Below are 18864 nucleotides of genomic sequence, written 5' to 3'. Positions count from 1 at the left end.
GGAGTTTACTAAACTACGCCGTACCGGGATCGGCCTCGACATAGAGATAACCGATGCCGAGGACCTGACGCGCGCGATCCAGCTGACCAAAATGCACGTTGGTGGCTTTGCTTTTTAGCGCATCGCGCGGATCGAAGGGATTGAAATCAATCTGGTGCACGATGGTCTGCAGCCAGTTCTCACCAAAAGTACAGCTGCGACCGTACAGCCAGATTTGATTGATATTCAGCGTATTAAGGAAATTGTACAGACTCATGCCGATGGCTTCCGCGCTGCGCTGCGCCCACTCGACGATCCACGGCTCGCCGGCCTGCCAGGCGGCCAGCAGCTGACGGCTGGTAGGCTGCACCGCCTGCGGCGCGCGCTGATGCGCCAGCCGCTTAAGCGTGCTGAGCGAGGCGACCGTCTCCAGACAGCCCTGCCGTCCGCAGTTACAGCGCTCCCCGTGCGGATCAACAATGGTGTGGCCAATCTGCCCGCTGCCGTACAGGTTGCCGCGAAAGATCTCACCGTTGATGACAAATGATGAGCCGATGCCGTAATCGACATTGATGACGCAGAATTCGGCCAGCGCATTGCGGTTCAGCCACTTTTCCGCCAGCGCCAGCATCACGCAGTCGTTATCGACACGGACGTCAACTGCCAGCTTCTCCTCCAGCAGAAACTTCAGCTGCAGCGGGCTGCGCCACGCCGCCTGCGGCATATGCTGCGAGACGCCGGTTACCGGATCGACCTGCCCGTGCACCGCCAGCGCCAGATTAATCTGTCGCTTCGGCCAGCGTTTACAGGTCGCGCGCCACACCGTTTCAATCTCCGCCAGCTGCTGCTCTGGCGTCTGCGCGTTGATGCTGATTTGCTGATAGTCGCCCTGCGCCACCAGCTGCGCATCCGCCAGCTGCAGTTCAATGCTGGTCGGCTTGACGCACAGGCACAGCGTCCACGCGCCCTCGGCCGGCAGTTGAAAACTGCCGTTACTGTTGCCGCGCGTGCTCAGCGTGGCGCTGGAGTGCTGCACGTGGCCCTGCTCCAGCAGCTCCTGCAAAATCTTGCTGGCCGCCGGAATGGTCAGGCCGCTGAGCTGCGCCAGCTGCGATTTGCTCAGACGTTTATGACGCCACATCAGCTGCATAAACAGCGCTTTGTTGTGCTTACGCACCTGGAAATTATTCAGTCCGACGGTTTTCACGCGGCCTCCTTTCGCTTCATCCGCGCTCATCTTACTAAACAGTGTTTACTGACTTCTGTGATGGTTGCGCCATCCTGCGCGCCTGCCGTGCTTTAGAGTCCCTGCTCATAACACCTCGTTCGCGCTATCCCGGTAAAAAACGTTCTGATAATGCCGGGCGAACGCTTTATCTGGCTGTGCTGACACCAACCCTACAGAGAAAACATAATGACAACATCACCTGCAACCCATCCGTGGCTGATCCGCCTCGGCATTCCGCCCGCGCTGGCCTGGGGCTATCTGGCGGTCCTGCTGTTTATGATTGGCGACGGCGTCGAGTCCAACTATCTCGCGCCCTATCTGCACGAAAACGGCTTCTCCCTGAATATCGCTGCCTGGGTAATAGCCTTTTACGGCGTCACCGTCACGCTGGGCTCATGGCTGGCCGGTTCGCTGTCAACGCTGATCGGCCCGCGTAAAGTGATGCTGGCGGGCGGCCTGATCTGGATTGTGTTTGAAGTGCTGTTTCTGGCCGTGGCGCTGCCGTCGCACAGCGTGCTGCTGCTGGCACTAACCTATGGCCTGCGCGGCGTGGCTTACCCGATGTTTGCCTACGCCTTTCTGGTGTGGATTCAGTCGGCGGCCCCGGCGGAGATGCGCGGCTCCGCCACCGGCTGGTTCTGGCTGGCGTTTACCGGCGGGCTGCCGACGCTCGGTTCGCTGGTAGCGATCTTCTCTATCCGCCTGGTGGGCGAATACGCCACCTTCTGGCTGTCGCTGGGTCTGGTGGCGATCGGTCTGCTGGTGATGCTGCTGGCGCTGAAAGAGCGCAGCGGTTATCAGTCGCTGCTGGATGCCGAACATCGTCAGCAGGGCACGCTGCGCACGCTGATGGGCGGCATCGATATTCTGTGGCGTGAGCCGCGCATCGCTGCCGCGGCAGTGGTGCGCATTATCAACACCACGCCCTATTTCGGCTTCTTTATTTTTCTGCCGGGCTTTTTCACCGAACAGATTGGCTTTTCCCAGACCGAATACCTCAGCCTGATCACCATCATGGGACTGGTGGGCATGAGCTTTAATCCGATCGTCGGCAAGCTGAGTGACCGCATCGGCTGGCGCAAAGTGCTGACGGTGTTCGGCGGCCTGGGTTCCGGCGTCTCGATGCTGCTGATGTACTTTGTGCCGCAGTGGAGCCACGGCAGCTTTGTGCTCAGCGTGATCTGCGCGTGCCTGTACGGCATCACGCTGTGCGGCTACGTGCCCGCCGCCGCGCTGTTCTCATCGCTGTGCCAGCCGAAGGACAAAGGTAACGCCATGGCGATTTACTGCTTCGCCGCCGGTTTGTCCACCTTCTTCGGTCCGGCGCTGTACGGGGCGATCAACGCGCTGCTCGGCACGCTCGGGGTGATTTGGGGCTACGCCTTCCTGTATCTGGTGAGTGCGTTTATCTCGTGGCGTTATCTGCTTAGTCCGCTCGACCCGGGCGAGCAGCACAACCCGGCGGCGCAGCGCCTGCGCCGGTTAGATTCCATCGCATCGGAGTAAACGGAGCGTTATGAAAGAGTACGATTACATTGTGGTGGGCGGCGGGAGCGCTGGCTGTATCGTTGCCGCGCGCCTGGTCAGCGAAGGAAATGCGCGCGTGCTGCTGCTGGAGGCCGGGCGCGACGAATATCATCCGGTGCTGAAAATGCCCGCCGGCTATATGAAGTTTCTCGCCAGCGACCGGTTTCTGACGATGCATCAAACCGAAGCGCAGCCGCAGCTCAACGGACGCGGCGTGATCGTGCCGCAGGCCAAAGTGCTGGGCGGCGGTTCGACTGTCAACGCCATGGTCTACATGCGCGGCCATAAACAGGATTACGCCGACTGGAACCAGGCGCTGGGCGATCAGGGCATCGACTGGTCGTGGGAGGCGCTGCTGCCGCACTTTACCGCCATCGAAGATAACGATCACCTCGGCGCACCCAATCACGGCGTTGGCGGCCCGATGAAAGTGTCGCATCTCGGCCACTTCAGTCCGCTGAGCCGCGCCTATGTCAAAACCCTGCAGGGGCTGGGTATTCCCTATACGGCGGATTTTAACAGTGGCAATCCGTCTGGCGTCGGCTTCATGCAGCACACCATTGACGGTCAGACGCGGCAGCGCTGCAGCGTGGTCGATGCGTTTATCAACCCGCTGCGCCATGACGCACGGCTGACGCTGGTCACTGGTGCACAGGTTGAAGAGGTGCTGTTTGACGGCACCTGCGCCAGCGGCGTGCGCTATCGTCAGGATGGCCAGCCGCAACAGGCGCGCGCCAGCCGCGAAGTGATTCTGGCCGCCGGTGCCTACCAGACGCCAAAACTGCTGATGCTCTCCGGCATCGGTCCGCAGGAGCAGCTGAAACAGCACGGTATTACCGTGCGCCATGCCTTGCCGGGCGTGGGTAAAAACCTGCAGGACCATTACGAAGTGCCGGTGGTTGCCAGCACGCGCGGTGCGTTTGGCTATTACGGCCAGGATCGCGGCTGGCCGATGGTCAAAGCCGGACTGCAATATCTGTTGTTCAAAAGCGGCCCGGTGACCACCACCGGCGTGGAAACCTGCGCCTTTTTCGATCCGCTCGATTTCACGGCGACGCCCACCATTCAGATGTTCTGCGTGCCAACGGTCTATCTCGATCGCGATGTAATGGGGGCCGATCCCGGTGACGGTGTCACGGTAAATTCTCTGCTGCTGCGCCCCAAAGCCACCGGTGAAGTGACGCTGCGCGATAACAACGCCAGCAGCCTGCCGGTGATCGATACGCAGATTTTCGGCCATCCGGACGATTTAGCCCGCACCCTCGCCGGCTTTCGCTTTGCGCGTCAGGTGCTGGCCGCCGCGCCCATCCGCGAGATGGTCCATCAGGAGATCTTCCCTGGTGCGGAAGTCACCAGTGATGACGCGATAAGCGCCCATTGCCGGCGCATGGTGAAAACCGGCTATCACCCGGTCGGCACCTGTCGCATGGGCCACGATGACGATCCGCTGGCGGTGCTGCACGACGACCTGCGCGTGCGCGGCGTACAGCGGTTGCGCGTGGTGGATGCCTCGATGATGCCGAATATTATCAGTGGCAACACCAATGCGGTGGTGATGGCAGTGGCGCATCGCGCTGCGCAACTGGTTCTGCAGTCACAACTTGTCGAGCACAAGGAGGCCGTGTATGAGTGACAAACTGGCGCGCCTGCAACAGGCGCTGGCGCACTGGCAGCTGGATGCGGTATTGCTGACGCGCCGCGATAACATCGCCTGGCTGACCGACGGGGCCAGCTATTATGTGGTGGAGCGCGCCGAGACCGGCGTTGCCAGCCTGCTTATCGGCCGCGACAGCGTGCTGCTGCTGGCACCGGACAATGAGCTACCGCGCATTCTGGCCGAAGAGCCGCTGCCGTTCAGCTGTGCGACCCGGCACTATCCGTGGTACCAGTCGCTGAGCAGCGTGCTGCCGGCGGGCAATATCGGCAGCGATACGCCCATGGCAGGATTGAGCGATATCCAGCCGCAGATGATCACGCTGCGCCAGGGGCTGAGCGCAGCGGAACAGCAGCGCTTTCGCACGCTGGGACAGGAGACAGCGCAGATTGTTGAAACGGTGGCGCGCCAGCTGCGCGCGGGCGTCAGCGAATGGCAGGTCGAAGCCGAGATTGCCGCCGGCTGTCTGGCGCGCGGCATTCGCCCGATGTGCACGCTGGTGGCCGCCGATGAGCGCATCGCCGCATTTAAACATCCGGTGCCGACGCGCAAAACGCTGCAGCGCATGATGCTGATCACTCTCGGTGCTGAACGGCACGGTTTGCATGTCAGCCTGACGCGCCTGGTGCATCTCGGCGAACCCGACGCGGCGCTGCGCCAGCGCATTCTGACGCTGGCGGAGATCCACGCCGATATGCTGTATGCCACTCAGGCGCAGCGCAGCTGGTCAGCGGTTTTTGCCGACATCACTCAGGCTTATCAACGCCACGGTCACGCTGAGGCGTGGCGCGATCATCATCAGGGCGGTCCGGCCGGTTACGGCTGCCGCGACTGGATTATCACCCTGGAGAGTCGCGGTGAGGTGCAGCCCGACACCGCCGTGGCGTGGAACCCGACGCTGAGCGGCGTGAAAAGCGAAGATACTTTTTTGCTCAGCCGCAGCGGGCTGGTGCCGCTCACACGCAGCGACAGCTGGCCGCTGATTCGCCTGCAGCGCGGTGATAATACCCTTGAGCTGGCCGACTGGCTGATTCTCCCGACATCCTCATAAGGAAGCGACTATGTCCCTACGTTTAGCCAATAAAACCGCCATCATTACCGGTGCCGGCAGCGGCATCGGCAGCGCCATCGCCACCCTGTTTGCGCGCGAAGGCGCCCGCCTGGCGCTGTTTGATCGCGACGCACACAGCAGCGAAGTGCTGGCGGCGCAGCTACAGCAGCAGTCCGGCCAGCGCTGTCTGGCCTGCGCAGCCGATGTCACGCAGCCGCAGCAGGTTAGCCGCGCGGTACAGCAGGCGCAGCAGGCGCTGGGAGATATTGATATCCTGATCAACTGCGCTGGCGTAAACGTTTTTCGCGATCCGCTGACGCTGGACGAGGATGACTGGCAGCGCTGCATGGACACCAATCTGAAAGGGCCTTACAACCTGATACGCAGCGTCCTGCCGGCGATGCTGGCACGTCAGTATGGCAACATCGTTAACGTTGCCTCGGTGCACGGGCACAAAATCATTCCCGGCGCGTTCCCTTATCCGGTGGCTAAACACGGGCTGATCGGCCTGACGCGTTCGCTGGGCGTGGAGTACGCCGCGCAGGGCATCCGCGTAAACAGTATTTCGCCCGGTTTGATCATGACGCCAGCCGCTGAAGCCTGGCTGGCGAGCTGTCCGGATCCGCAGGCCGAGCGCGCGCGTCAGGCGGCGCTGCTGCCGTGTAAACGCATCGGCGAGCCGGATGAAGTGGCTTACACCGCGCTGTTTCTCGCCAGCGACGAGGCGCGCTTTATCAATGCCACCGATATCCTGATCGACGGTGGGCGCAGCCAGATGTATCACGAGTGAGCCAGGATCGCCGGTTACGGATGCACGCGCCGGCAATGGTCGGCACCCGCCGCCACCGGATGGGCGGCGATATCAGCGCGGTCGGCGCGGATTGTCGCGGTATCGACGTCAAAGCGCTTGTCGCGGTCAGCCAGCAGCGCCGGATTCAGCTGACCGTCGGCGGTAAAGCCCATCATCAGCGTCGGCGCGCCCAGCGGCAGCGTTTTATCGCGGTCGGTATGCCAGGTGTGCCAGGTTTTTCCGTAGGTGTTGACGATTTTGCTCATCAGCGCATGCTCTGCGGCCAGCGGCAGGCCGGGCGCAATCAGCGTACCGGATTTCACTTCATAGCGATGGCTGTGCCAGTACTGTTTTTCCTGCGCCGGTAGCTGCTTAAATAAACGTTCGCTGATGATATATTCCACGCCCATTAATTTGGCGTCTTTTTTGTTACCGTCAAAAATAACCGCCTGCATCACATCGTCATTAAGAATGGTGACGTAGTGATGGGCCTCCATCTGCCCCTGCTGATTTCCGCAGTAATAATGAAAACCATCCAGATACGTATTGATCGCCTCAATCGGCGGCCGCGACTGCAACGCCGCCGCCCCGCTCTCCAGCAGCGCGGTTTTCCCCGCTTCCGGCGCACCAGGTGCCGTAACCGGCGAGGCGCTGTTATTCGCGCCACAGCCGGATAATAACAATAACGCCAGCGCGCTAAATACACGGTTTCGCATTTCATCACCCCATACTTTTATTGAGTGATAAACATAGTTAATCATCGTCAGGACGCGAGCGCAGCGGGAACACTATCCGGCGGCGAATTAAAACCGCCACGCGGTAAATAACCAACCATTCAGCTGGCCGCCGATACAGTGATGAATGTGTCGGCCACTGTCAGCAAAGTGACAGGCTGTGAGGCTAAATTGGAGGGTGGGTGAATAAGTTTCGCGAGTGAACAGACGATTCCGCTATCATGAGTGAACGCTCATAAAACAAGGCTGCACCGATGAGAGAGTTACCGCCTACCGCTATGCTGCGTGCGTTTGAAGTGGCGACGCGCCATCCGACCTTTACCGCCGCCGCGGAAGAGCTGTTTATCACCCAAAGCGCCGTCAGCCATCAGCTCAAAAACCTGGAAGAGATCTGGGGCGTACAGCTGTTTCAGCGCGGCAAAACGCTGAGTCTTACGCCGGCCGGTGCGGCGCTGGCACCGATCGTGCGCGAGTTTTTCAGTAATCTGGAAACCACCTTAGCCGACTTGCGCGAGCAGAAAGGCCGCGTGCGGCTGCGCGTAAACACCACTTATTCATTTGCGCTGAAGTGGCTGTTGCCGCGCCTGCCGGACCTGACGCGCCAGCATCCGGAAATTCTGGTGACGCTGGAAAGCACCGATGATGCGATTACCTTCTCGCGCCAGGATTCTGATGTGGCGATCCGCTTTGGCCATGGCAATTATCCGGCGCTGCACAGCGAATTTATGTTTCGTGAACAGCTGTTTCCGGTCGCCAGCCCGGCGCTGCTGCAGCGCTTCGGCACGCCGCAGGAACCGGCAGAACTGCTGCGCTACCCGCTGCTGATGCGTGATGGCGCCGATCTGGTGCCAAAGTGGGAGATCTGGTTTAAACAGGTCGGCCTGACGCTGGATGCCTTACAGGAGAGCGTACGTTTTGCCGACACCAATATGACGCTGGAAGCCGCGCTGCTGGGGCAAGGCGTGGCGCTGGCGCGCAGCGGTCACGTTGAAAAAGAGCTGCGCGACGGCAGCCTGGTGCGGCTGTTCAACGTCGCGTTTTCCTCGCCCGCCGCCTACTATTTCGTCTGTCCGCAGGGCATTGAAAGCCAGCCGCACATCGTTGATTTTCGTCGCTGGCTGCTCGCTGAATCACGTCAGGCGCAGCAGGATTATCAGTGAAGCATGAGCTTTTACTCATAGCGCAATGATAAATCTTCGCTTTCCAGGCGGTCTGCAGCTGCATAGCATCAGCCTATGCCTGATTACATTATTGTCTTAACGCTGTGCGCCGCGCTGCTGCACGCCAGCTGGAACACCTTACTGCGCGGCGGGTCCGATCGCCTGTGGTCGATGACCATTATGTGCGTGGCGATCGCGCTGGTGTGTGCGCTCAGTACGCTGTTTCTGCCGCTGCCGGCGCGCGTCAGCTGGAAATATGCGCTGCTTTCGGCGCTGCTGCACGTCGGCTATAACCTGTGCCTGGTGCGCAGCTACCAGAGCGGCGATCTCGGCCAGACCTATCCGATTGCGCGCGGATCGTCGCCGCTGCTGGTGACCTGCGCCGCCGCGCTGTTTGCCGGCGAGCACATCGCCTTCGCTACGCTGTGCGGCATCGTGCTGGTGTCCGCTGGCATTGTGTCGCTGGCGCTGCGCGGCGGCAAACTGGCGCTGCCGGGCCTGCGCTACACGCTGGCGACCGGTGCCTTTATCGCCGCGTACAGCGTGGTGGACGGCATGGGCGTGCGCGTTGCCGGCAATGCGTTTGCGTATACCGCGTGGATGTGCAGCTTGTGGGGCATATTAATGCCGGCGGTCTACATCGCGCTGCGCGACAGCAAAAGCCTGCTGCAGTGGCGTCCAGGCGTGCTGAGCGCCGCGGCGGGCGGCCTGGTTTCGCTGCTGGCCTACGGCATCATCATTTACGCCATGACGGCAGCGCCGATGGGCGCGGTGTCGGCCCTGCGTGAAACCAGCGTGCTGTTTGCCGCCGTGCTGGGCGCGCTGTTTCTCGGTGAAGCATTAACGGTAAGGAAAATGCTGGCGTGTGCGGTGATTGCACTCGGCACGCTGATGATCGGTTAAGCGATGAGGAGATGGCAGCATGTCTGAACGTTGTAAAATCGCCCTGCTGGGCCCCGGTGCAATTGGTACCACCGTCGCGGCGGTGCTGCATGAAGCCGGGCGCACCCCGCTGCTGTGCGGCCGCACGGCCCATGCCCAGTTAACGCTGCGCCACGATGCGGGAGAAATCAGCGTGCCTGGTCCGGTATTGCATGATGCCTCGCACGTGACACAACGCTGCGATTTGCTGTTCGTGGCGGTTAAAACCACCCAGGTCGCGGACAGCGCCGCGTGGCTGGCCACTCTGTGCGATGAAAAAACCGTGGTGTGCGCGCTGCAAAATGGCGTCGAGCAGCAGAGCCAGCTGGGGCCTTATGTCAACGGCGCCACGGTATTACCTTCGGTGGTGTGGTTCCCGGCGCAGCGCGAGCCGGATGCGTCAGTCTGGCTGCGCGCCCAGCCTCGCCTGACCTTGCCGGATGTGCCGCAGGCCGCGCGCGTAGTGGATGCGCTACGCGATACGCGCTGTGAGGTGGCACTGGCCGCGGACTTTCTCTCCATCGCCTGGCGCAAACTGTTACAAAATGCCGCCGCCGGTTTGATGGTGCTGGCCAACCGTCGCGCCGGCATGTTTAGCCGCGGCGATATCACGCAGCTGGGATTAGCCTATTTGCAGGAGTGTCTGACGGTGGCGCGCGCGGCCGGCGCGGTGCTGGACGACAGCGTGCCTCAGGAAATTATCGATGGCTTTCACCGCGCGCCGCCCGATCTGAGCACCTCGATCCTCGCCGATCGTCAGGCCAACCGCCCGCTGGAGTGGGATACCCGCAATGGTGTGGTACAGCGCTATGGCCGTCAGCATGCTATTGCTATGCCGATTAGCGATGTCGTGGTGCCGCTGCTGGCAGCGGGCAGCGAAGGGCCGGGCTGATAAAATAGGTTGCCGGACGCGCGGGGAGAAACAGCTATGCTGCGAATTGTTTATACAACGGCCAGGTTTTGATCGCGGCGCTACCAAGAGGATGCGATGTCTAGCTGATTTAAACCATCGCCTGCCCGGCACAATCACGATAACGGCAACAGGACGCGTTTATGACAGATTACGTTTTTTACCGCAAACAACGGGTTATCGCCACGCTGGAGCGATCGGATGTGGAACATGCCCGACTGCTGATGGCGGACGGTTACAGCAAGATGGATGAAGAAATTAATGCAGCCAGCGCGCAGGCGGCGCTGCGGCGGCTGGCTGATATTCGCCATGAAGAGCACATGACTGAACACGCTTTTGCCACCGGTTCGGTATTCAGCGTGGTGGTCAGCGCCCTGTTCAGACACTGACGTTATGCGCCAAACGCCCCATCAATGGTGTGCATGGCGCCGGTGACGAAACCGGCTTCGGGTCCTGCCAGCCAGGCCACCATGCCTGCCACTTCTTCAGAACGGCCATGGCGTTTGATGGCCATGAAGCTATGCATCAGATCTTTCATCGGACCATTTTCCGGATTGGCATCGGTATCAATCGGGCCCGGTTGCACCACGTTAATGGTGATGCCGCGCGGGCCGAAATCCCGCGCCAGGCCGCGCGCCAGCCCCTGTAAAGCGGATTTACTTAGCGCATAAGACGCCATACCGGGAATCGGCATACGGTCGCCATTGACCGAACCGATAATGATGATGCGGCCGCCGGCTGGCATCTGTCGGGCGGCTTCAACCGCAGCATGATACGGCGCGTGAATGTTAATGCGGAACAGGCGATCGACCGCGTCCGGATCCTGTTCCAGCGCATCGCCAAACAGGGCGATGCCAGCATTAACCACCAGCACATCCAGCGGTCCACTGTCGCGCACGGTAGCAATCACCGCATCGCGCTCTGAGCTGTCGGTATGAACGGCAGCCGAACCGGTTTCGTGCGCCAGTTTTTCGGCGGCCTCCGGCGAACCTGAGAAGGTGAAGGTCACGCTGGCACCCTCATCAGCAAAGCGACGCACGATAGCCGCACCAATACCGCGACTGCCGCCCAGAACCAGAACCTGCTTATCTTTAAATACGCTCATTTGCATCTCCACGTGTGATTTCTTAGTATGCATTACAAAATGAGCCCGAATTAATGTCAACGCAATTTTGTAGCGAGCACTATAAAATATGAAATCACCTGGTCGTCCCCGTAACTTTGACCCCGAACTCGCCGTAGCGGTCGCGCAGGGGTTATTCCATGCCAAAGGTTATGACGCCGTCAGCGTCGCCGATGTCACTGACGCGCTGGGCATCAATCCGCCGAGCTTTTACAGCGCCTTCGGTAATAAGGCCGGATTGTATGCCCGCGTTCTCGATCGCTACGCAGCTACCGGCTCGATTCCCCTGGCTGAGATACTGCGCGACGACCGCCCGGTGGCCGAAGCCCTCGATGCATTACTGAAAGCGGCGGCGCTGCATTATGCCCGGGATGAGGTGTGTGCGGGTTGTCTGGTGCTGGAAGGGATCCGCTGTCAGGATCAGCAGGCGCGTGAGGCGGCCAGGGTGTTTCATCGCGCCGCTGAGGATACCATCCGGCGCTATATCGCGGCCCGCTACCCACAGGACGCACCGCGCCTGACCGATTTTGTCAGTACCGTGATGTCCGGACTTTCTGCCAGAGCGCGTCAGGGTCACAGTGTTGAGCAACTGCTTGCCAGCGCGGAGGTGGCGGGTCTGGCGGTGGTTGCAGCGCTTGAGGCGTGATCGCTTTTCAGCGATGTTCTGACTGCGAAGGGATGCCGGTTAACTGGCTGAGTCGGTGTCCGCCACCGACCGCTGGAACATGCGCATAATGCCGCCAAGATGCCAGTGCAGAAGTTCCAGCGCCTGTTCATCCTCGTAATTAGTTAACCGCGCCACGATCGCCTCATGATCGTTTTGCGAACCCTGAAACTCATCCGGCGTGCGCGTCAGGTGATTGAGAAAGGCGCGAATGCGGTTGATGCTGGTTTTGTAAAAACCGACCAGCTCGCTATTCTGGCTAGCTTCAATCAGTGCCATATGAAACGCCGCATCGGTTTCGCGGTAGGTCTCCGGCGCGTTTTGTAATGCATCGCGTCCACGCGCCAGCTGTTCGTTCAGGCGCGCGATCAGCGCCTGACGATCGTGTTGCAGCGCCAGCTTTAATGCGCCTGATTCCAGAATCTGCCGCATCTCACAGGTTTCGCGCATCTCCCGCTCATTAAACGAAAACACAAAAGTGCCGCGCTGCGGGATAATTTGCACCAGACGCTCCATCTCCAGCTTTTGCAGCGCCGCTCTTACCGGCGTCCGGCTCACGTTAAGCTGGGTGGCAATATCGTTCTCGGAAATTAATGCACCGGGTGCAATCTGGCAGTTCACGATCAGGTCACGAATATGATCGGCCAGAATGCTGCTCAGTGACTGCGGGCGGAGGATGTTTTTCGATGACCAGTCAATGATGAGTTTATCGGCGGGCATAGCGTGGCGAGCGTCCTTTAAACAGCGAGCATTTAGGGGGTCAGAATGACGGTGGGCACTGTGTTTTGTAGTATACAAGAGACAGATCCCCCAAACAATAACGGGCCTGTTTGAGGGAGCGTTGGGTTATGGGGTGAACAAGTATGTCTGCTGCTGAATATGCGCTGGATTAAGTGCCATGCCCATGCCGGGTCCCTGCGGTACCGGGATTAACCCGTTTTGCGGCACCAGCGGATCGCGCAGGAAGTACTGATGAATATCGTTCCATTTCACCAGATACTCCTGATAAGGCGTGTGGATCGGCGATTGCGTGGTGCTGAAATGGGCCGTTGCGATGCTGGAATGACCGTGCGGGATTACCTGCAAATCGTACAGGGTGGCGATAGCGGCAATTTTTAGCGTTTCTGAAAGGCCACCGCACCAGTAGATATCAGGCTGAATAACATCCAGCGCCCCGGAATCAAAGAAGCGTTTGAAGCCCCAGCGCGTGTACTCATGTTCGCCTCCCGCCATCGGGATGGACAGTTTGTCTTTGAGTCGTTGCATACTGCCGATTCTGTCGGCCATTACGCACTCTTCCAGCCAGCGCGGGCGATACGGCTCGATGCCCTTTGCCAGTTCAAGCAGATACGTCACATCCATCGACTGCCAGCAATCAAACATCAGATCGTAATCATCCCCCACGGCTTCGCGCAGCGTTTTTGCCAGTTCAATGTTTTTCTTCAGCCCTTCCCTGCCGCTCATCGGGCCGTGGCGGAAAAACCATTTTTGTCCGCGATATCCCAGCGCCTTATACTCCAGCGCCCGCTCGTGCACCCGCGCCATATCCTGCACCGCAAAGCCCAGCATCGATGCGTACGCCGGAATTTCTTCCCGTAACGAACCGCCCAGCAGACGAAACACCGGTTGCTGCATCCATTTGGCACGCAAATCCCACAAGGCACAATCCACCGCGCTGATCGCCAGCATGCCATCGCCCTGACGCCCATGAATCTGCGCCCGGTACATCTGATCCCACAAACGCTCGGTGTCGCGCGGATCCTGACCCAGCAACAACGGCCGCAGCTGGCCATGAATGATAGATGCAACGGCATGCGGCACCGGTCCTGCCAGCCCGTCCACGCCCTCATCCGAAACGATCTCAAGAAACACAGTGGTAATGGCAAAACCGTCTTCCAGCTGAACGCCACCGTCATGATTATTCACGGTACGAAACTGCGCATAGATATCGGTGGGACGCGCAAGACGCTCCTCCCAGAAATCGCCCTCTCCCGGCATCACGCCTTTCACCTGAAGTAACCGGACATCAATAATCTTCATACTACTGCCCCTCACGTTGTTCATTGCTGGCCTGGTAAGCCGGTAAACGCTGGCGACGGAAGATGATGCTCAGGGTAATGATCGAGAGCATCGCCATCGCCGCCAGCCAGTAAAATCCGCCGTTATAACTGCCGCTGCGGTCGCGTATCTCGCCGATGACCCACGGATTCACCACACTGGCAATACTGCCCAGCGCATTGATCAGGGCGAGGCCGCCCGCCACCACGGATGCCGGGATAAACTGCGCGGGCAATCCCCAGAACACCGGCATCGCGCCGAAAAAGCCAAATGCCGAACAGCACAAAAACATCATTTTCACCAGCGAGTTATCGAACCACGCAACGCATAACAGCCCGACAAAGGAGAAGATCAGCGCCAGATAATTGGCCAGCAGCCGTGACCCGGGGCGATCGGCTATGCGTCCCAGCACCAGCATGCCGGCCAGACCAAATACGTAAGGGATGATGGTGATGAATCCGGTCTGAACATGACTTAAGCCGGTTTCGCTGATGATCAGCGGCAGGAAGGTGCTCACCGCACCGTTGAGGTTCGCCAGTCCGTAATAGGTGAGGCTGAACAATAACACCAGCGGGCTGAACAGCGCTTTCAGCAGACCGCCATGGCCGCGCGACGGCAGTTTTTGCCGCTCAGCAGCCAATGTTGTCACCAGCCAGTGCTGCTCATCTGCACTGAGGAAGCGGGCATCTTCCGGCCGATCGGGCAACGCAAAGGGGACGATCAATCCCAGCATAATCGCCGGAATGGCCTCCAGCAGAAACATCAGCTGCCAGCCGCGCAGCCCCAGCCATCCGTGCAGCTCTAACAACAGGCTGGAAACCGGCGTGCCGATAATCAGCGCAATCGGAATGCCGGTCATAAACGAGGCGATAATGCGTCCGCGCCACGCCACCGGAAACCACAGGGTGAGATAAAACACGATGCCGGGGAAGAAACCGGCTTCAGCGGCACCCAGCAGCGCGCGCATCACATAGAGGCTGTTTTCATTCCACACAAACATATGCGCACCGGAGATGATGCCCCAGGTCACCATAATGCGGGCGATCCACCAGCGCGCGCCCACCCTTTCCATCAGCAGATTGGAGGGCAGTTCGAGGATGGCGTAAGGCAGGAAAAACAGACCGGCGGCGAGGCCAAAACTGGCGGCGCTGATGCCCAGATCGGCATTCATGGTGAGGGCGGCCACGCCGATATTGGCGCGATCGATCACCGCAATCACGTAGCAGCCAATCAGGAGCGGAATCAGTCGCCACGACAGTTTACGGATCACCCGCTTTTCAATTTCAGTATCTGTACTTTGCATGGTCTTTCCCGATGTTGGTGTCATGGATAAAAAATGCACTTGTATACAAGTTCTGTTGTATACATCTGGTGACCACTCTTCAATGGGCTGAGTACGGAAATGAGATATGAAACGTTTCAGCGAGAAGCCGCTGGTAAACGTTTATAAGAGGATTGGGCCGGGCGAAGATGAGCTAAAAACGTGGTGATTAATCGAAGTGAACAGAGTGCGCTGGCACACTCCGGGCAGGGTTATTTTATGCGTAGCCATTGTATAAACGCGCGCATGGCAGGTGACATAGCTTTACCTGCTATCCAGCAAAGCGAATAACCCGGGAATTCCATCTCCCAGGGTTGCAGAAGGCGACAAAGCTTGCCGGCGGCCAGCGATGCACTGACCCGTTCCGCCGTTAACTGGGCAATACCTGCGCCAGCAATAGCGGCCTGCCGCTGCCTTTCGCGGTCGTCTACCACCAGATTTCCATGCACGGGAATATCAAAAATTTTCCCCTCATTTAAAAACTGCCAGGGCTCTACCCTGCTACTTCCCGGCCAGCGCCAGCCGATGCAATTGTGATTGAGCAGATCTTCCGGGACTTCAACCGCACCATGCTTTGCCAGATATGCTGGCGCAGCGACCACAATCTGGTGGAGCGGCTTGCCTAATGGAATAGCAACAAATCCCGGTTCCAGCACCTCGCCTAAGCGCAGTGATAAATCATAGCCGCCGCGGCTCAGATCGACCGGCGCATCGCTGGTTGTGATATCCAGCTGCACGTTGGGATAATCAGTAAGAAACCCGGCAATATTGTGATCAAGAAACATTTCAGCACCCGATCGAAAAGCATGAACGCGAATCAGCCCCTTAATATCCTGGCTTCTGGCGTGTGCCTGCTGCAGGGTCTCATGCAGATTAGTCATAATGGGTGCAGTCTGAAGAAACAGGGACTTGCCATCATCGGTAAGATATACCGCCCGGGTGGTCCGGTTCAGCAAACGTTGCCCGAGTTGTGCTTCCAGCGCGGTGATTTGCTGACTGACGGCTGACGCGGATACCCCTAGTATTTCCGCAGCGGCTCTGAAATTCAGTTGCTGAGCAACCACGACAAAAGCCCGTAAAGCCAGATACTCCGCGCTGTTAATCATTATTGATGTCCTTTATTAATTGCCACTTAACACACCATTAAGATACAGGAACTTCACGCCTGTAAGTATCTCGTTATAATCACTCAAATCATAATTAATAAATAATATCAGGAGCGCTTTATGCTGCAGGAAAACCTTGAATTAGCGCAGAGATTACAAATTATCGAAGACAAACTGGCTATTTATGAATTGATTGCGTCACATCCTCCCAGCGCAGATACTGCAATGGCGGAATATACATTATCGGTTTATCTGGAAAAGAGTGAATTCAATCGCGGCCCTCATCTTGATGGCGCGGAGGGTGCAGAGGCGATAGCCGCCTTTATTTCGCGGCCTGAGCATGAGGAAGCACTGGCTAGCGGATTAGCGCATTTTACCGGATTACCCTTGATTGATCTGCGCGGAGACAGCGCGGTAGTCACCTCTTATTTACAGTTAATTTATCTGGATGATAAAGGCGAATCACGCATGCTGGCCAATCACGGCAGCTCTCCTGGGTATCGCATACATCGCGTTGTCGTGAATCGCTGGGAGTTAAAACGCATTGCGGGCCAATGGAAAATTCATCGCAGGACGTTGATTCCTGTGGACGGTAGCGGTTTATCACGCGCATTGCTTTCCCAGGGTCTCAAAGATGTATTCAGCCGGCAATCACGATAATTAACGCGACAAGACAGTCATTGAGCCAGACCACGCTATGCAGCGACGTCATGAATGACAATCCGCTACGAGACTGGCGGCGCAGGTTGGTGTCCAGCATGGCAACAGTCTGGCTATTCCTTTCAGCCAAATCCTTTGGTGATGAACTTGCCTGGCATGTATGAAATTTATCAAAGCCGATATTCTTATCCTGTAGCAATGCAGCATATTCCCCTATAAATCATCGCCTCACCATAGAATATCATGTGCAGAATACCATCAGCTTTAAACATCAGCACAATGGATTATTTCAGCCGCTGCGCCTTTTGACAGTCTCATACTCTAACGCTACGCTTAATTGCAAGGATATATGTCACAAACTTGCGTAAAGATAAAATATTTCCTAAGGTGACCGCCTTTCAGCCTCTTATAGCTTTCATTTCCCTTCGTGAAGTGCCGGCTGCGAAAGCTATAAGATCGCTCCAATTTTACTCATGGGGAGTTTATGAGCACCGGAACGATGACCAATAAACCTGATTTGACCGTTGACGATATTACCGTCATTGACAACAAATTATTGAAACGCGCCGTAAGCGCAGCAGCGCTGGGTAATACCATGGAGTGGTTTGATTTCGGCGTTTATAGTTACCTTGCCGTGATTATCGGCCAGGTATTTTTCCCGGACGCCAGTAATACCGCGCAGCTTATTGCGTCGTTTGGTACTTTTGCGGCCGCGTTTTTAGTACGCCCAATTGGCGGCATGGTATTTGGCCCACTCGGCGATCGCTTTGGCCGGCAGAAAGTGCTGGCCTTCACCATGATTATGATGTCGATTGGCACCTTCTGTATTGGCCTGATTCCCAGCTATGCCAGTATCGGTATTGCCGCGCCGATCCTGCTGTTGCTGGCGCGTCTGGTGCAGGGCTTTTCCACCGGCGGTGAATATGGCGGTGCCGCCACCTTTATTGCGGAATACTCCACCGACAAACGCCGCGGCTTTATGGGCAGCTTCCTGGAGTTTGGTACGCTCGCCGGTTATCTGCTGGGCGCCAGCCTGGTGACCGGTATGATTGCGCTGCTGCCGCATCAGGCGATGATGGACTGGGGCTGGCGCATTCCGTTCTTCCTGGCCGCGCCGCTGGGGCTGTTTGGCCTGTATATCCGCCTGAAGCTGGAAGAGACACCCGCGTTTAAAGAGCACATGGATAAGCGTGAAGAGGCCGAACATAACAAGCCGCAGCTCACGCTGTGGCAAATGCTGCGCACGCAGAGTAAGCCGCTATTGAAGTGTATTGGTCTGGTGCTGCTGTTTAACGTGTCTAATTATATGCTGACCGCCTATATGCCAAGTTATTTAACCGGCATTCTGGGGCTGAGCGAAATATCCGGTCTGCTGCTGGTGATGGTGGTGATGTTTATCATGATGCCGCTGACCTTAATGTGGGGCCATTTTACCGACCGCATCGGCCGTAAACCGGTGATTGGTTTCGGCGCACTGGGATTATTAGTGCTGGCGATCCCGGCGTTCTTGCTGATTGGTTCTGGCAACATGCTATGGGTATTTGCCGGTCTGGCCGTGCTGGGCTTACTACATACCTGCTTTAGCGGTACCATGCCAGCAACTTTACCGGCACTGTTTGTCACGGATATTCGTTACAGCGCACTGGCTATCGGCTTTAATTTGTCAGTCTCGCTGTTCGGCGGAACGACACCGTTAATTACCGCATGGCTGGTCGACACCACGCACAATACCATGATGCCGGCGTATTACATGATGGGTGCCGGCGTGATTGGTTTGTTGACGGTATTAACGCTTAGTGAGACAGCACGTAAGCCACTTAAAGGTTCATCCCCTGCGGTGGCGACCAAAGCCGAAGCGCATAAACTGATTGATAAACTGCGTAAACAGCGCAGCCGTAAAAAACAGCAGCCAGCATAATCCTCGCTGATATTCACATCAGGTGCGCTCAATGCGCACCTTTTTTGTGCCCTGCGTCAG

The 18864-nt window shown here is 58.0% G+C and carries 18 protein-coding genes; 11 read left to right on the top strand and 7 right to left on the bottom strand.

Going from position 1 to position 18864, the window contains the following annotated elements; all coding sequences use genetic code 11:
- Positions 1 to 13 precede the first annotated feature (13 nt).
- The gene (locus F3J41_RS08870; protein ID WP_166710742.1) at positions 14 to 1186 is read right to left on the bottom strand and encodes an ROK family protein; all 1173 of its coding nucleotides are present in this window, start codon (positions 1184 to 1186) and stop codon (positions 14 to 16) included.
- A 207-nt stretch (positions 1187 to 1393) separates the two neighbouring features.
- Between F3J41_RS08870 and F3J41_RS08865 the strand changes: the two genes are divergently transcribed.
- The 4 genes from F3J41_RS08865 to F3J41_RS08850 are packed head-to-tail and all read left to right on the top strand — an operon-like array spanning position 1394 to position 6229.
- Positions 1394 to 2713 carry an MFS transporter gene (locus tag F3J41_RS08865; RefSeq protein WP_059011891.1) on the top strand — a complete coding sequence of 440 codons (1320 nt, stop codon included), beginning with the start codon at positions 1394 to 1396 and terminating at the stop codon, positions 2711 to 2713.
- A gap of 10 nt (positions 2714 to 2723) precedes the next feature.
- On the top strand, positions 2724 to 4367 hold the full coding sequence (locus F3J41_RS08860) for a GMC family oxidoreductase (RefSeq protein WP_166710740.1): 1644 nt from the start codon (positions 2724 to 2726) through the stop codon (positions 4365 to 4367).
- Positions 4360 to 5439 carry a Xaa-Pro peptidase family protein gene (locus F3J41_RS08855; RefSeq protein WP_166710738.1) on the top strand — a complete coding sequence of 360 codons (1080 nt, stop codon included), beginning with the start codon at positions 4360 to 4362 and terminating at the stop codon, positions 5437 to 5439. Before F3J41_RS08860 ends, F3J41_RS08855 begins: the two co-directional genes overlap by 8 nt.
- Positions 5440 to 5449: 10 nt before the next feature.
- Entirely contained in the window at positions 5450 to 6229 is a 780-nt protein-coding gene (locus F3J41_RS08850; RefSeq protein ID WP_166710736.1) for an SDR family oxidoreductase, read from the top strand.
- Positions 6230 to 6243: 14 nt separating this feature from the next.
- Here F3J41_RS08850 and F3J41_RS08845 read toward each other — a convergent pair whose 3' ends face one another.
- Positions 6244 to 6945 (bottom strand): OBAP family protein, encoded by a 702-nt coding sequence (locus F3J41_RS08845; protein ID WP_166710734.1) that lies wholly within the window; start codon positions 6943 to 6945, stop codon positions 6244 to 6246.
- Between the two features lie 272 nt (positions 6946 to 7217).
- On the opposite strand from F3J41_RS08845, the gene gcvA reads away from it, so the two are divergent.
- The 4 genes from gcvA to F3J41_RS08825 all read left to right on the top strand — a co-directional run bounded on the left by gcvA (position 7218) and on the right by F3J41_RS08825 (position 10343).
- Positions 7218 to 8123, top strand: coding sequence for a transcriptional regulator GcvA (gene gcvA / locus F3J41_RS08840; protein WP_031280119.1), 906 nt, complete (start codon positions 7218 to 7220; stop codon positions 8121 to 8123).
- A gap of 75 nt (positions 8124 to 8198) precedes the next feature.
- On the top strand, positions 8199 to 9026 hold the full coding sequence (locus F3J41_RS08835) for a DMT family transporter (protein WP_166710732.1): 828 nt from the start codon (positions 8199 to 8201) through the stop codon (positions 9024 to 9026).
- A 19-nt stretch (positions 9027 to 9045) separates the two neighbouring features.
- Positions 9046 to 9936: an oxidoreductase gene (locus tag F3J41_RS08830; protein WP_166710730.1), complete on the top strand. Its 891-nt coding sequence runs from the start codon at positions 9046 to 9048 to the stop codon at positions 9934 to 9936.
- Positions 9937 to 10097: 161 nt separating this feature from the next.
- Complete coding sequence (locus F3J41_RS08825) at positions 10098 to 10343, top strand: hypothetical protein (RefSeq protein ID WP_166710728.1); 246 nt, start codon at positions 10098 to 10100, stop codon at positions 10341 to 10343.
- A 2-nt stretch (positions 10344 to 10345) separates the two neighbouring features.
- Here the strand turns inward: F3J41_RS08825 and bdcA are convergent, their stop codons facing one another.
- Complete coding sequence (gene bdcA / locus F3J41_RS08820) at positions 10346 to 11059, bottom strand: SDR family oxidoreductase (protein ID WP_021509562.1); 714 nt, start codon at positions 11057 to 11059, stop codon at positions 10346 to 10348.
- 88 nt (positions 11060 to 11147) lie between these two features.
- Here bdcA and F3J41_RS08815 point away from each other — a divergent pair, with 88 nt between their 5' ends.
- On the top strand, positions 11148 to 11723 hold the full coding sequence (locus F3J41_RS08815) for a TetR/AcrR family transcriptional regulator (RefSeq protein ID WP_166710726.1): 576 nt from the start codon (positions 11148 to 11150) through the stop codon (positions 11721 to 11723).
- 39 nt (positions 11724 to 11762) lie between these two features.
- Here the strand turns inward: F3J41_RS08815 and F3J41_RS08810 are convergent, their stop codons facing one another.
- The 4 genes from F3J41_RS08810 to F3J41_RS08795 all read right to left on the bottom strand — a co-directional run bounded on the left by F3J41_RS08810 (position 11763) and on the right by F3J41_RS08795 (position 16226).
- Entirely contained in the window at positions 11763 to 12461 is a 699-nt protein-coding gene (locus F3J41_RS08810) for a GntR family transcriptional regulator (protein WP_058758854.1), read from the bottom strand.
- 126 nt (positions 12462 to 12587) lie between these two features.
- Positions 12588 to 13781 carry an enolase C-terminal domain-like protein gene (locus tag F3J41_RS08805; RefSeq protein WP_166710724.1) on the bottom strand — a complete coding sequence of 398 codons (1194 nt, stop codon included), beginning with the start codon at positions 13779 to 13781 and terminating at the stop codon, positions 12588 to 12590.
- Between the two features lies 1 nt (position 13782).
- Positions 13783 to 15102 (bottom strand): MFS transporter, encoded by a 1320-nt coding sequence (locus tag F3J41_RS08800; protein WP_166710722.1) that lies wholly within the window; start codon positions 15100 to 15102, stop codon positions 13783 to 13785.
- A gap of 230 nt (positions 15103 to 15332) precedes the next feature.
- Positions 15333 to 16226, bottom strand: a complete 894-nt coding sequence (locus F3J41_RS08795) for a LysR family transcriptional regulator (protein ID WP_021509567.1) — start codon at positions 16224 to 16226, stop codon at positions 15333 to 15335.
- Between the two features lie 120 nt (positions 16227 to 16346).
- Here F3J41_RS08795 and F3J41_RS08790 point away from each other — a divergent pair, with 120 nt between their 5' ends.
- Both F3J41_RS08790 and proP read left to right on the top strand, forming a co-directional pair.
- A complete protein-coding gene (locus tag F3J41_RS08790) occupies positions 16347 to 16886 on the top strand; it encodes a nuclear transport factor 2 family protein (protein WP_166710720.1) in 540 nt (179 codons plus the stop codon).
- A 484-nt stretch (positions 16887 to 17370) separates the two neighbouring features.
- Entirely contained in the window at positions 17371 to 18804 is a 1434-nt protein-coding gene (gene proP / locus F3J41_RS08785; RefSeq protein ID WP_166710718.1) for a glycine betaine/L-proline transporter ProP, read from the top strand.
- Positions 18805 to 18864: the final 60 nt, after the last annotated feature.

The organism is Pantoea sp. Ap-870 (genome assembly GCF_011752515.1).
In the GTDB taxonomy this organism is placed as follows: Bacteria; Pseudomonadota; Gammaproteobacteria; order Enterobacterales; family Enterobacteriaceae; genus Pantoea; species Pantoea dispersa.
This window is presented reverse-complemented; position numbering and strand designations above follow the sequence as displayed.

Excerpts from the sequence above, each read along its gene's own strand:
- proP (WP_166710718.1), top strand. The coding sequence starts at position 17,371 with ATGAGCACCGGAACGATGACCAATAAACCTGATTTGACCGTTGACGAT.
- F3J41_RS08800 (WP_166710722.1), bottom strand. The coding sequence starts at position 15,102 with ATGCAAAGTACAGATACTGAAATTGAAAAGCGGGTGATCCGTAAACTG.
- F3J41_RS08815 (WP_166710726.1), top strand. The coding sequence starts at position 11,148 with ATGAAATCACCTGGTCGTCCCCGTAACTTTGACCCCGAACTCGCCGTA.
- gcvA (WP_031280119.1), top strand. The coding sequence starts at position 7,218 with ATGAGAGAGTTACCGCCTACCGCTATGCTGCGTGCGTTTGAAGTGGCG.
- F3J41_RS08825 (WP_166710728.1), top strand. The coding sequence starts at position 10,098 with ATGACAGATTACGTTTTTTACCGCAAACAACGGGTTATCGCCACGCTG.
- F3J41_RS08850 (WP_166710736.1), top strand. The coding sequence starts at position 5,450 with ATGTCCCTACGTTTAGCCAATAAAACCGCCATCATTACCGGTGCCGGC.
- F3J41_RS08830 (WP_166710730.1), top strand. The coding sequence starts at position 9,046 with ATGTCTGAACGTTGTAAAATCGCCCTGCTGGGCCCCGGTGCAATTGGT.
- F3J41_RS08845 (WP_166710734.1), bottom strand. The coding sequence starts at position 6,945 with ATGCGAAACCGTGTATTTAGCGCGCTGGCGTTATTGTTATTATCCGGC.
- F3J41_RS08860 (WP_166710740.1), top strand. The coding sequence starts at position 2,724 with ATGAAAGAGTACGATTACATTGTGGTGGGCGGCGGGAGCGCTGGCTGT.
- F3J41_RS08805 (WP_166710724.1), bottom strand. The coding sequence starts at position 13,781 with ATGAAGATTATTGATGTCCGGTTACTTCAGGTGAAAGGCGTGATGCCG.
- F3J41_RS08795 (WP_021509567.1), bottom strand. The coding sequence starts at position 16,226 with ATGATTAACAGCGCGGAGTATCTGGCTTTACGGGCTTTTGTCGTGGTT.
- bdcA (WP_021509562.1), bottom strand. The coding sequence starts at position 11,059 with ATGAGCGTATTTAAAGATAAGCAGGTTCTGGTTCTGGGCGGCAGTCGC.
- F3J41_RS08855 (WP_166710738.1), top strand. The coding sequence starts at position 4,360 with ATGAGTGACAAACTGGCGCGCCTGCAACAGGCGCTGGCGCACTGGCAG.
- F3J41_RS08865 (WP_059011891.1), top strand. The coding sequence starts at position 1,394 with ATGACAACATCACCTGCAACCCATCCGTGGCTGATCCGCCTCGGCATT.
- F3J41_RS08835 (WP_166710732.1), top strand. The coding sequence starts at position 8,199 with ATGCCTGATTACATTATTGTCTTAACGCTGTGCGCCGCGCTGCTGCAC.
- F3J41_RS08810 (WP_058758854.1), bottom strand. The coding sequence starts at position 12,461 with ATGCCCGCCGATAAACTCATCATTGACTGGTCATCGAAAAACATCCTC.
- F3J41_RS08790 (WP_166710720.1), top strand. The coding sequence starts at position 16,347 with ATGCTGCAGGAAAACCTTGAATTAGCGCAGAGATTACAAATTATCGAA.